At 47.8% G+C, this 13,546-nt stretch carries 12 protein-coding genes; all 12 read left to right on the plus strand.

The window, feature by feature from the left end; translation table 11 throughout:
• Positions 1-1,338, plus strand: coding sequence for a zinc-binding metallopeptidase family protein (locus ACFORK_RS00645; protein ID WP_379194569.1), 1,338 nt, complete (start codon positions 1-3; stop codon positions 1,336-1,338).
• Positions 1,339-1,394: 56 nt separating this feature from the next.
• On the plus strand, positions 1,395-1,883 hold the full coding sequence (locus ACFORK_RS00650) for a flavin reductase family protein (protein ID WP_379194571.1): 489 nt from the start codon (positions 1,395-1,397) through the stop codon (positions 1,881-1,883).
• Between the two features lie 13 nt (positions 1,884-1,896).
• Positions 1,897-2,406, plus strand: coding sequence for an NADPH-dependent FMN reductase (locus tag ACFORK_RS00655; RefSeq protein ID WP_379194573.1), 510 nt, complete (start codon positions 1,897-1,899; stop codon positions 2,404-2,406).
• Between the two features lie 36 nt (positions 2,407-2,442).
• A complete protein-coding gene (locus ACFORK_RS00660) occupies positions 2,443-3,528 on the plus strand; it encodes a TetR/AcrR family transcriptional regulator (protein WP_379194575.1) in 1,086 nt (361 codons plus the stop codon).
• A gap of 33 nt (positions 3,529-3,561) precedes the next feature.
• On the plus strand, positions 3,562-5,100 hold the full coding sequence (locus ACFORK_RS00665) for an MFS transporter (protein ID WP_379194577.1): 1,539 nt from the start codon (positions 3,562-3,564) through the stop codon (positions 5,098-5,100).
• 233 nt (positions 5,101-5,333) lie between these two features.
• Complete coding sequence (locus ACFORK_RS00670; RefSeq protein ID WP_379194579.1) at positions 5,334-6,284, plus strand: iron-hydroxamate ABC transporter substrate-binding protein; 951 nt, start codon at positions 5,334-5,336, stop codon at positions 6,282-6,284.
• 290 nt (positions 6,285-6,574) lie between these two features.
• Entirely contained in the window at positions 6,575-7,243 is a 669-nt protein-coding gene (locus tag ACFORK_RS00675; protein ID WP_379194581.1) for a Crp/Fnr family transcriptional regulator, read from the plus strand.
• Positions 7,244-7,246: 3 nt separating this feature from the next.
• Positions 7,247-7,972: a nucleoside phosphorylase gene (locus ACFORK_RS00680; protein ID WP_379194583.1), complete on the plus strand. Its 726-nt coding sequence runs from the start codon at positions 7,247-7,249 to the stop codon at positions 7,970-7,972.
• Positions 7,973-7,977: 5 nt separating this feature from the next.
• Positions 7,978-8,688, plus strand: coding sequence for a nicotinamide riboside transporter PnuC (gene pnuC / locus ACFORK_RS00685; protein WP_379194585.1), 711 nt, complete (start codon positions 7,978-7,980; stop codon positions 8,686-8,688).
• Between the two features lie 266 nt (positions 8,689-8,954).
• A complete protein-coding gene (locus ACFORK_RS00690) occupies positions 8,955-9,893 on the plus strand; it encodes an ABC transporter substrate-binding protein (protein ID WP_379194587.1) in 939 nt (312 codons plus the stop codon).
• A gap of 183 nt (positions 9,894-10,076) precedes the next feature.
• Positions 10,077-11,510 (plus strand): aldehyde dehydrogenase family protein, encoded by a 1,434-nt coding sequence (locus ACFORK_RS00695; protein ID WP_379194589.1) that lies wholly within the window; start codon positions 10,077-10,079, stop codon positions 11,508-11,510.
• A 288-nt stretch (positions 11,511-11,798) separates the two neighbouring features.
• On the plus strand, positions 11,799-13,226 hold the full coding sequence (locus ACFORK_RS00700) for an MDR family MFS transporter (RefSeq protein ID WP_379194591.1): 1,428 nt from the start codon (positions 11,799-11,801) through the stop codon (positions 13,224-13,226).
• Positions 13,227-13,546 lie beyond the last annotated feature (320 nt).

A 13,546-nucleotide genomic window follows, 5' to 3' on the forward strand; every position in this document is an offset into this window, starting at 1 on the left:
ATGGCGGAACATCGTAATCTCATAAACACAGAGGACGGAGCCGGCGCAGATGCAGGGCGAATCGCCGAAATAGAAGACCTCGTCCGGCGCCATATCGACACTGAGGAGCTGACCTCACTTATCCTGGAGTTGTGTAACATTCGCAGTCTGGCGGGTTATGAGAAGGAGGCGGGTGACTATGTATTCGCCTGGATGGAGCGGGAGGGCTTTGCTCCGAGTCGTGTTGGTATGGTCGAGGATCGGTTCAGTGTCGTCGGTAGACTGGGTGGAGAAACGCCGGAGGCAGGTAGGAATTTGCTGTTTACGAGCCATCTGGATACGGAAGCACCGCAGTACAATTGGCGTGATCAGTGGAAATACCGTCCAGGCGGTACAATTGATGATCCGGGTTGGACGACAGCCTCGCTAGTCGAGGGGCGCTTCTCCGGGCATCCGGTGGAGAATGATCGGGGGCCGATGGCATGCTTTCTTATAGCAGCCAAAGCGTTGAAGCTGGCAGGTCTGCCCCTGGCGGGACATCTGTACCTGACTGCTTGTCCAGCGGAGATCGGTCCCGAGCATGTTGAGGAGTTCAAGGGTACACAGTATCTGGGTAAGGAGATCGGTGCGCACTATATGATGACACATGGCGGTGTTGCACCGGACTACGCGATTGCGGCTGAAGGTACTGACTTTGGCATCTCTTGGGTAAGCTGCGGCCATGCGCTCTTCCGCATCGATGTCTATGGTGAGGATGTGTTCACGCCACTGCTGGAGCATCCGGCTGAATTGAAGGATCATCCGAGTGCGCTTGTACAGGTTGCGCCGCTCATTGTGGACGTGCAACTCTGGGCTGCAGATTACGAAATCCGGCAAACGTACCGCTCGCCGGGCGGCACAGCTGTTCCGAAGGTGCAGATCTCAGCCATTCGTGGCGGTGATCCTCATATCTTTGGCGGAGGAAGTGAGGTCTGTTCGCTTTATGTTGAGGTAAATCTAACTCCTGCTCAGAACGTCGCTGATGTGCAGCGCGAACTGGAGGCGTTACTGAAGCGCGGCCGTTATAACGGCGCTGTTCGGCCAATAGTCTACCGCCAAGGTTTTGAAGCGGACGCAGCACGAATCGATCCTCTGCGTACCGCGCTGGCTGCAGCGGGCGAAGCTAGCGGACGCGGGGCGGCGCCAATCGCGCACCCGGTCTATTCCAGCATGTGGCGGGATCATAACGTGTTTAACATGTATAACATACCGTCGGCGACTTATGGTCCGACCCGGTTCCAACCGAGCCTAAAGGATATGGTCGATGCAGCTGTCGTCTATGCTGTAACCGCCTGGCAGGTATGCAACAGCCGAAGATAGCCGGAATATCAGTGAACAATTGTAATTTTGCTTCGATTGATTGGGAGGGATAGAGTATGGAAGGTACTGCATGGAGAAGCGTGATGGGGAAGTTCGCCACGGGAGTTACAGTAATTACAACGCTCGATGAAGCAGGACAGCCGATAGGGATGACAGCCAATGCATTCACGTCTCTGTCGCTCGAACCGTCGCTACTTATTATTTGCTTGGATAAGGGAAGCAGCACACTGGTTAGCCTGCTTGCAGCAAGGAAGTTCGCGGTCAACTTCCTGGCCGATACGCAGGAGGACCTATCTCGGTGCTTTGCACGAAAGAGCGAGACTGACAAATTCGCAGAGATTGACTATCGTGAGGGCGAACTGGGGCTGCCCATACTTGGCGGCTGCCTTGCTTCAGTTGAATGCCGTCTGGCGGATACGCTGGATGGAGGCGACCATCTGATTCTGGTTGGACAGGGCGAATTCCTGTACGAGTCGGAAACGCAAGCAAGCCCCCTATTATTTTACCAGGGTAAGTACAGAGCGCTGCAGGCGCTGGAGGGCTAAGGAGGGTTCTTATATGCATATCGCGGTTATTGTTGGTAATCCGAAACCGTTATCAAAGACCTATACAATCTCGCTTCGCCTTGCCGAAGCGATCGCTGAGTATGCCGAGCATACGTCACTTCATGTGACCTATGAATTGATCGATTTGGCGCCACATGGTGGCTCACTTCTATCATGGGGGGACCCTGTGGCAGCCGAACTAAATGAGCGTATTGCCCGTGCGCAAGCTGTTGTATTCGCTAGCCCTACATATAAGGCTACCTATACAGGGCTCCTGAAGCTGTTTGCGGATCAGCTGCCGCCGGAGGCGTTGGCTGGCAAGTTAGCTATTCCTCTGCTCGTGGGAGCGGCTCCGCATCACAGTCTGGCTGTCGAGCTTCACCTGAGGCCGCTGCTCATCGAACTGGGGGCTTCCTGCCCGACAAAGGGTCTGTACGTGATGGACTCTCAGTTGGACGACTTCGGGACAATCGCGAAAGAATGGGTGTCACAGAACGATAAGTGGCTGCTGAACCGGGTTTGAAGATATACTTTAATAAATTGGAAAGGAGGAAAGGAAATGATTGGACCAGGTCCGGCAGAAACCAAAATAAATGTTCAGGAACGCATTTTAATAGCTGCGGAGGAGGTTTTTTCCGCTTGCGGCTTTGCGGGAACGCGTATAAGTGAGATCGCTGTTAAGGCTGAAGTTAATCAGGCGCTTATCCATTATTACTTCGAATCGAAGGAGAAGCTATATGAAGCAGTGCTCGTCAGTCTGTTCCGACAGTGGGAGGAGTACGTTAATAAACTATCCTGGAGCGGGATGAACGCGCCGGAATTTCTGGCAACCTACATTCGTGCACAGTTCCGTCTTAAGTGCCAGATTCCGAATCTGTACAGAATATTCCATTGGGAAGCGATGGAAGAGGGTGATCTGTTCACTAAATATGCCTCCTCTACCTGGTATGAGGATTTCTTGAAGCACACAGAGATGATTCTCGATTGGCAACAGGAAGGTGCGTTAGACGCGGGTATGAATAGGAAGGCGTTGCTATTCCTGCTGTGGGGCATGATGAACCAATTTTACTTCCGTTCGGAAGATAACTTGCGTGAAATCGTAGGGGGAGAGGGTGATCTGGAATCGCTGCAGGACCGGGTGGCCGATCAGATGATCCGGCTGACGCTGCACGGTGTCGTGCCTGCCCTATACGGCGGAGGGAATAAGGAGGCAGACCCCAAGTGGCGCGAGACGGATTTTATTTACAGTGTTGGTTCTGCCTCAGTTGAGGAGGGCAGTGAGTGCGCAGATATGTGCCTCTGGTTACAGGATTCACTTCGCCAGCCATTGCTGGCGTGGGAGGAGGAGCGTGACACGAGCGGTGGACGGGCGGAGAAGCTAGTATTTGTATTCGCTTCCACTCTATATGGCGAAATGCCGCCGCCTATCGTCTCGTGGTTAGAGGATTTGAGGAATAACCCCAATGTGGAAGAGGTAACCGTTGGTATCTGGGTAGAGCGCGGGAGCGCAGGATCCGAGGCGTTGCAGCGCCTGTTGGAGGATGCCGTCAATAGAATTGGCGCCTATGCTGTAGCTCGTACAGCGGATATAAGCCCGCTGAATTATGCCAAGCGATGCCTCAAATGGGCTGGCCTGCGGGGGTAGAGACCACTTATTAGCGAAACGGAGTGAACGACGATGCAGACGATGCAGATGAAGGCTGCCCTGCCCGGCAAATCAAGACTCAACTGGACGATGGCCGGCTTATTCGTCAGCATCTTTTTGACACAACTTGATCAGACGATCGTCTCGACAGCCCTTCCCACGATTGTGAAGGAACTGTATGGATTGCCACTGATGTCCTGGGTGTTTACGATTTATATGCTGACCTCTACCATGATGATGCCGATCGCCGGCAAGCTGTCGGATTTGTATGGCCGCAAACGTTTTTATATGCTAGGTCTTGTTGTCTTCATACTCGGATCAGCGCTGTGCGGGATTGCTCAGAGTATGCCGCAGCTGATCTTTTATCGGGCGGTTCAGGGCTTGGGTGCAGGCTTCCTCATCCCCGTCACCTACACGCTGGTGTTCACGAACATGCCAAAGGAACGTGCAGGTATTTATCAGACGCTATATATGGGTGTATTCGCAGTGTCTTCCGTGAGTGGCCCGGCGCTCGGCGCCTGGATCACAGAGCACTTGGACTGGCGTTACAATTTCTATATGAACATACCGCTCGGCATACTGGTTTTCGTGGCGATGAGCCGGCTGCTGCCGGTAACGCCCAAGTCGGATGTCAAGCCGAGCGTAGATAAGAGCGGAGCCTTCCTACTCGCCGTATCCACCTTCTCCATCCTGCTGGGTCTTAAGCTCGGCGGCGAAGGCGAGGGCTGGATGTCCTGGCAGGTGGCCGGTTTGCTCGGCTTGGGGTTGATCTGCCTGGTGGCGTTCCTGCGGGTTGAGGTCGTCACGCCAGAGCCGATCTTACCTCTAGTCATGTTTCGTAACCGGGCCATTGGCGGGACGCTGGCAGCGACCTTCCTGCAGGGCGCCATTATGTACGGATCGCTCATATACATTCCGCTTTTCGTCCAAGGTAGTCTGGGTGGTGACGCCTCGGACACCGGGGGCGTCCTGACGCCGTTCATGTTTTCCGTTATGGTGGGGGCCGCAGTCAGCGGTTCGCTTATCAAATGGTGGAGCTGGCGCGTCTGCATCTTTGTTGCTATGTTGATCAGCGCCGGGGGGCTGCTTGGGATGACTGTGGCTAGCTTGAATATCGGCCCATGGCATATCCGGTTCCTGATGATTCTGATTGGTGTTGGCGTCGGCATTATGATGACGGTCGGGCAGATGGCTGTCACCTTCAGTGCTGACGAGCGGATCAAAGGGGTCGCGACTTCATCTGTAGGCTTCTTCCGCTCCGTTGGTGGTGTGTTTGGTACGGCCGTCATGGCGGCTGTTATCAACATGCGGCTTGTCCACGAGCTTCCCGCAGGAGCTGCGGGTGAAGGTAGCGCTGATCAACAGATCCAGCGGCTGCTAGAAGGGGCAAGTGCGAATGGGCAGAGTGCCGCCGCTACACAGGAGGCATTGGCCGCAGCCGTGCATGCAGGCTTCTGGTTTCTGGCAGCCGCAGCTGCGTTCGGTCTTGTGGCGGCATGGTGGACGGGCCGCAGCCGTTTTACAGACACGACTGTCGAGGAGTCGCGAGTAGACATGGCGTCGATGGGCTAATTATGATGGCGAGTACCTGGTGGCTGTTAATGTGGTTGAGACATATCAGAATATTATGTGATGAACAATAGGACGATGTTCTTGGCAAAGCGTGATATGCCTTGGACATCGTCCATTTATAGTGCAATTATTTGATTTGTGAATAAGCAGAATTTATTGACAATATTTCTTCTCTATGACTAAATTAATAATGATAATCAATATCATAATAGAGAAGAGGCGTATATTAGAAAGTGAATAGAAAACGTATTATTCCGTTGCTTATTTTATTAGTAGTCATGATTAGTGGGTGTGGAGCTCAAAAGGCTGTGAATGATTCCTCTTCCCCAAGCCCAAGCCCAACTGAAGCGGCGGCTTCCAATCAGGCGGGAAATAATGATACAATCGTCTATCAATCGGAGCGTGGACCCGTAGAAGTACCTGCTCATCCAAAGCGCATTGTCGCGCTGACCAGTGCTTCTAACGTACTGTCACTCGGCATACCGCTTGTTGGCGTTGATGAATGGACTTACGGTAATCCACTATTCGCAGACAAGCTACAAGGGGTAAACGTGGTGTCCGATGAGAATGTTGAGAGTATTCTGGATCTTGAACCGGACTTGATTCTCGCCGCGGCACACAACAAAAATATTGATAAGTTCGAGAAGATTGCTCCGACTGTAGTCTACACGTGGGGCAAAAATGATTATTTGAAGCAGCATCTGGAAGTCGGTAAGCTCTTGAATAAGGAGAAGGAAGCGCAGGCTTGGATCGATGATTTTACTCAGCGTTCGCAAGAACTGAGCCGCAAGATCAAAGCAAAAATCGGGGAGAATGGAACAGTGTCTGTGCTGGAAGGCGATAACAAGAGCTTCTACGTCTTTGGCAATAACTTCGCGCGGGGAACGGAATTGCTCTATCAAATGATGCAGCTGAATATGCCTGACAAAGTGAAGAAGGATGCGCTCGGTCCAGGTTTATATGCCGTATCTACTGAAGTGCTGGGTGATTATGCCGGAGACTATATCGTCCTGAGCAAAAACGCCAAGGTCGATAATTCCTTCATGGAATCGTCAATCTGGAAGAACCTCCCGGCTGTTGCCAATCATCATGTGATTGAGATTGATACGGAATCCTCCTCTTATAGTGATCCCATCACACTTGAGAATTTATTTAATATTTTTGAAAAAGGATTTTTGCAGTAAGTCCTCAACTATTAATAGTAGGTATAAAGCTTCAAACGCTGATTGGACACTGTCCGATCGGCTTTTTTTATATGTTCACAGCAATCGTGCAGCCTGTATGGGAGCAAAACGTTCAGGGCAAGCTTGGTTAGTGAGCAGACTTCTGGAGAATAATGGGGACGATTTTTTTAGGTTTGAAAAATGTCGCAGTTCATCATAAAAATAAGATATAAATCCATTCATATCAAGTCCTTTGTCGTAGCTTTTATGCTTTGCGTTTGAGAAAATATAACCCAAGGAGATAAGAACAAATGCTTACAAGCATCGATGCAATCGTTTCCAATAATCCTAAGATCCATGCTATTTTGAAAGATTGTCCCTTTGAAGTTTTACGAGAAATGGAGATTCAATCGTTCAAGAAGAACAAGTTTTATTTACCACAAGGGGAGATGCATGCCTTCGTATACATTGTCGTAAGCGGAAACGTCAAAGTCTATGTCATGAATGAAAGCGCTAAACAGGTAACGTTAGATATCTATTCATGCGGTAATTTTATTGGTGAGCAAGAAGCGATGATCCATAAACCATATAGTGCATCTATAGTGAGCATTGGTGAAGTAACTTTAATAAAGATACCTGATAAGGCATTTTTATATTGGCTCTCAAAGGATGCTAATTTCAATCAGATCGTGATTGCTTCTCTATGTGAGCAGATGTATAAGCTTACCAATCGAACGATAAAATACAGCTTAGACAGTGTGCGATCACAAATCATTTCATCGCTTATTGAGGAGAGTAATGGGCAGAAGTCAACAATCATCCAGAAGAAGGCCATTTTAGATTCAGTCTCCTCTACCAACCGAAGTGTCTACCGTGTCTTAAACCAGCTTGAGGTGGAGGGGAGCATCGTCATCAGTGGTGATGAGATAGAGATTGTGGATCGTGAGAAATTATGGATTGACCCTGAAAGGAAGAGATAGGATATGACAGACAAACAAGCACACATTCAACTAGATAGCTCAATTAATGTGCAAAAAGCCATTTTGGTTGGAGATCCGGCCAGAGTAGATAAAGTTGGCGCGCTGATGGATAACGTACAGCCCCTGGCCTATAATAGAGAATTTAAATCGATCAAAGGTAGTTATCAAGGCGAAGATATCTTGGTTATTTCTACTGGGATCGGAGCCCCGTCCGCTGCTATCGCCATGGAGGAGCTGCACAATATAGGGATCACCTCGGTCATCAGAGTAGGAAGCTGCGGCGCGATGCAAAAGAACATTCCGCTAGGGTCTTTAATTATTGCTACAGGGACCGTTCGTGATGATGGTCTATCCAGTAAATACGTTCCATCCATTTATCCAGCCATTCCAGATGCAGATTTGTTGCAGCTAGCTAAGAAGCATCATCCTGAGGGCTATTTCGGAATTACCAGAGCACATGATGGTTTTTACATGGATAACAATGAGGCTGTAGAACAAGAATGGTCTCAGTATGGTGTACTTGGCGGTGATATGGAGACCAGCATCATCTTTGTATTAGGCACATTGCGTAAAATGAAAACACTCTCAATTCTAAATAATGTTGTCTTATACCGTGCCGATTTGTCTGCCGGAGTTAATCAATTAGTCTCAGGAGAAAACACAGTAGCGATTGGTGAACAAGCATCGATTGGGTTGGCATTAACGATTTTAAGTGAGCAGGAGGCTTGAGTCATATGGAAAACACACAACAACAATCATGGTTATATAACCAATTCTTTAGCGGTTGGAAAAGATTCGAAGTAACTTATGCGATCGTATTGATCCTGTTACAGGTGGTCGCATATGTGATTGCCCCGGATTCCATTATCGGTATGGTGAGTGGTGTAGCCGGTGTCATTTGCCTTGTATTCGGGATGAAAGGGAAGAAATTAACCTTTGCCTTCGGCTTGGTCCAATGTATAGCCATGACAATGATTGCTTGGCAAAGCCACGCTTATGGCGCATTTGTGATGAATATATTCTATGTCATCTCCCAGCCGATCGGATGGTTCTTATGGGGAAATGATGAAGCGGTAAATACGATTAGTCCCAAAATGAAACGGCTTATTTTCCTCGCTGCCTTTGTTGCCTGGGCTGTAGGTTGGTTTGTATTAGCAAGAACAGGCGGTCAATTGCCTTATTTCGATAGTATTAACCTCGTCATTTCGTTTATTGCACAGGTGCTATATATCTGTAAATACAAAGAGAATTGGTCGCTGTGGATCATCGTCAATATTGCTAACCTGGCCTATTGGGCTGTTCTAACGTATCAAGTGGCTACGGGTCATACTGATGTCGGTACCGTGGGCGGATGTTTATCTCAAGTAGCGCTCCAAGCGGCATTGCTATTCAACAGTATTTACGCCAATAAAGTCTGGAAATCGTACGAGCAGAACATGAAATAAGCTAAAACATTTAATTCCGATGAGAATTGTATAAAATGATTGACAAACACTCATTCACAGTAATATTATTAGTTAAAATTATTAATTAGTAATTCTCGTTTATTGTATTTTAATAATCTGGACCCACCGTACAGATGGAGGTCTTATGTTCCGAGAGGGACATGAGGCCTCTTTTTTTGCGAATTTGGAGGGAGGCTAATCTTGGACTAGGTAACAACAAAGATTTGTATCAAAAATCGGAAGACCAATCGAAAGGGGATAAGATTATGAAGAGGAAACAGCTTTTTAAACAGTGGGGGAAGAGCAGGAGAGCCTTCCTGACGATTACAGCAGCAATACTGCTGACGATTGGAATTTCAGGTTGCTCCACAGCAGGAGGCGCAGGCTCAAGCTCGGACACGATTCAGATCGCGACCAAAGGGTTTGCGGAGTCGGATATTTTGGCCAATGCATTAAAGCTGCTTATTGAAGATAAGACAGATCTGAAGGCGATCGTCAAGAAACTTGATAACAATCTTCTGTGGACAGCCTTAAAAGGAAATGAAGTAGACACTTATGTGGAGTATACAGGAACGGCACTCATTAATATTTTGAAGGATAAACCTGAATATGATCCTCAAGTGGTCTATGACAAGGTGAAGAAGGAGCTAAAGGAGAAAAATCAGATCACGGTGCTGGATCCACTGGGCTTCACTAATTCCTATGCGTTCGGAGTGCGCAAGGAGATCGCAGAGAAGCTGGGTCTCAAGACAGGCTCGGATATTGCCGCGAAATCCTCAGAGCTGGTCTTCGGAGCAAGTGAAGAGTTTATGAATCGTCCGGATCTCTGGCCGCCGGTTGTAGAGAACTACAAACCTAATTTTAAGGAGATCAAAACGATAGCAGGGGGCTTGGCGTATCAGGCCATAGACCAGGGCGTAATCGATGTAGCGATGGTGCAGACAACCTCCGCCCAGGTTCTGGTGAGACCGATTACGGTGCTTGACGATGATAAGCATGTGTACGTGCCGTATTACGCCATCCCAATTGTCCGTGATGAAGTGCTGAAGAAGCATCCGGAACTGGAGCAGGTTCTGAACTCAATCGCAGGGAAGCTCACGGATCAAGAGATGCAACGCCTGAATGGCGAGGTGGAAAATAAGCAGCGGGCTCCGATTGAAGTAGCAAAAGAATGGCTGATTGCTAATGGCTTGATAAAAGGGTAATGGCATTTCAAAATCTCTTTTGAGTTTGTAGATACAGAATATGGCGCATCTTAAAGAGCAGGGGGATAGATCCCTCTGCTCTTTAACTTGTTGCTTCGCTATTTTGATCGACTTGACTTAAAGTGAACTTTAACTTGTAGGATATGAATTGTGGTTCAATACTTGTGAATTGGAGGCATGACAATGGACTTATACAATAAGATTTATATCAATGGGGAATATGTTATACCATCGGGTACAGAAGAGCTGGAGCTCATCAACCCTGCGAACAAACAAATCACCGGTAAAGTCGTATTGGGGAATGTTGAGGATACTCGAAGTGCCATTGCAGCAGCCAAAGCTGCATTCAAAACATTTTCGAAGACGAGTGTTGAGGAACGGGCTGAAATTCTCTTAAGGCTGCACCAATCTCTACTGGAGCGGTCCGACCGATTAACAGAGGCAACCGTTAAGGAATACGGCGCTCCGATTTCCGTGGCCAGAATGTTGACTCATATTGCTGTAAATGCATTTTTGCATACGAAGGAAAGTCTCGAATCCTATTCATTTATACGGACGGCAGGCTCGGCACAAGTTCACATGAAATCCGTCGGTGTCGTTGGCGCCATTACGCCCTGGAATGCAAATGCTACGCATATGGCGAACAAAATAGCACCAATACTGGCAGCAGGCTGTACCGTAGTTGTTAAGCCAAGCGAGTTCAGTGCAGCTCAAACGGAAATATTTATTGAAGCTATCCATGCTGCCAATATCCCACAAGGGGTTATCAATATCGTTAATGGCAAGGGAGAAGAGGTGGGAGAGGAATTAACCCGCAATCCTGATGTCACCGGCATAACATTCACAGGCTCCACTCAAATTGGGAAACGTATCGCGGAAGTGGCCGCTGCCAATCTTAAGCGGGTTACTCTAGAGCTTGGCGGAAAATCTCCAACTGTCATTCTAGAAGATGCCGATTTCACCAAAGCAGTTCCGCTTGCCGTAAGCGCTGGGTTCATCAATAGCGGGCAGGCGTGCCTGGCGGGTACAAGAGTGCTTGTTCCAGAGTCGCGTTTGGAGGAGGTAAAGTCCTTGATGGTTACTACCATCGAAGCTTTAACAGTCGGAGATCTCTATAATGAAGCTTCAGTTATTGGGCCAATGGTGAATCAGAAGCAGTATGATCGGGTTCAATATTATATTAATCGGGCGATCGAAGATGGAGCTGAAGTGGTCGTTGGTGGTACAGGCAGTCCTGAGGGGTTAGATGAAGGCTACTACGTTAAGCCAACGGTGTTCTCTAATGTGACTAATGATATGACCATCGCTCAGGAAGAAGTATTTGGTCCGGTCCTGTCCATTATAACCTATAAGACAGAAGACGAAGCGATAGACATCGCGAACGATACAGCGTATGGCCTACAAGCATTCGTCTTCTCTGGAAGCAAGGAGCGGGGTAACCACGTGGCTGATCAGATTGTGGCTGGCCGGGTTTCCGTTAATGGCGTGCATGACGAGCCAAAAGCGCCTTTCGGCGGGTTCAAAAATTCCGGCATAGGCAGGGATCATGGCACCTACGGTATCGAGGAGTATCTGGAGCCTAAATCAATTCTGGGATACAATGCAGTGATTATATAAGTTAGTCGGTACGAAAGCTGACGGATACTACTACCACAAGAAGGATTGTCTTCTTGTGGTTTTTTTATTTTATCTCAGGCAAGAGGTGTGAAAATGGTTTGAATCATTTATTTTAAAATTAAACGAACAATGTACTTTACGAACACTGTTCGTTATGGTATAAATAATGTGTAAACAAGATGAACGAGAACAAAAGGAGGGTGGTGCGCTACTACGATTGGTTCTAAATAAGCACACGAAATTTCAAGTTGATGATGACTATAATAAAGAAAAGAGGTGGTTCTTCTTTTGAACACACAAGCTCAAGGTGCTCCATCCGAATTCTCAATGAAGAAGATCCTGCCGATTCTGCTTGCAGTGGCAACGGGAATGTTTCTAATTATTTTGGACAGTACAATTATGAATGTAGCTGTTCCTAAATTAGTGGACACCTTTCATTCCAATCTCGGCACGATTCAATGGGTGATTACAGCGTATACGTTGGCGCTCTCAGCGGTCATTCCACTCGCAGGGTGGTTTTCGGATCGCTTCACACCTAAGCGTATGTTTCTTGCAAGCATTGTATTATTTGTTATTGCATCAATGCTTTGTGCACTGGCTCAAACACCAGAGCAGCTGATTATTTATCGCATCTTTCAAGCGCTAGGCGGCGGAATGGTCTCACCAATCGGTATTGCCATGGTGTTCAAGGTATCGCCTCCAGATAAGCGCGGTTCCGTGATGGGGATCCTCGGTATTCCTATGCTGCTCGCTCCGATTTTCGGACCTATATTGTCCGGCTGGTTAATCGAATTTATTAACTGGCACTGGATATTCCTTATTAATCTGCCTGTCGGAATCTTTGCTTTCTGGATGGCATGGCGTTACTTACCGGCTTCAAAGCCAGGTAAAGAAATGAAGTTGGATTTCCTGGGTGCAATTTTAGCCCCGATTGCCTTTGCTTCGTTAGTGTTCAGTGTGCATCAAGCCGGGGAGAAGGGCTGGCTTGACGAATGGACCTTGGGGTCTCTCGGACTGGGTGTTGTTACCTTGTTATTATTCATTTGGAATGAGCTTAAGCAAAAGCACCCCCTGCTTGAGTTGAGAGTGTTCCGCTCGAAGACATTCACGCATGGCATCATTCTGGCCTGGATGAACCAAATGGCATTATTCGGGAGTATCCTGCTGTTTACGCTATATCTGCAACAGGCTAAGGGACTCTCTCCTCTGGAAGCTGGATTGTACGTTATTCCTCAAGCGATCATGTCAACGATCGGGATTAATGTAGGCGGGAAGCTATTTGACCGGTACGGGGTTCGTCCAGTTACATTCCTTGGTATTTTATCATTAGCCGGTGCCTTGTTTGCCTTAACGCATATTACTACGAGTACCAGTGCAGTTTACATTATGTGTAGTTTTGCTTTTGTGGGACTTGGTCAAGGTTTAACCATGATGCAGCTTAATACGCATGTGCTTAAATCAGCTCCAATAGAACTCGTAAACCGTGTGACACCGATCACCACTTCCGCGCAGCAGATTATGTCTTCCTTCGGGATAACGATTACAGCCGCGTACCTGACTAAGCAAATTAGAAACTTGCCGGAAGGACATACATTGGAACAACTAGGACAATCATTCGGTCACACGTTCTGGATCACATTATCCTTTGCACTTATTGCTTTGGTATTGACGTTCTTTCTGAAAAAATCGTCGGCTCCTCCTAAAAAGGCACGCTAACCGCCCATAAATAGGATAGGGGGCAATATATTTTTGCTATTAACGAACAGTGTTCTTAAAGAACGATGTTCAGTGAGTGCTTAGATCTTTTAATTCTCTAGAAAATGAACATAAGAAAAAACAAAAGCGAGAAGGAACGAAGGGGGGAGTTTGGAACTGTAGGAGCGTAGCGCTCGCCTTTGTTGTCAGATTTCAACCGCTAAAAGCGGTTTATTAAAGAAGAAATCTGACAACAACAGCGACCGGAAGTCCAAACATTCCACCGTAGTGACGACCAAGCCTTACGTAAAAATCTCAGGTTCACTTTATACAAATTAAAC

This window comes from Paenibacillus sp. GCM10012306, from assembly GCF_042649265.1.
In the GTDB taxonomy this organism is placed as follows: Bacteria; Bacillota; Bacilli; order Paenibacillales; family Paenibacillaceae; genus Paenibacillus_AQ.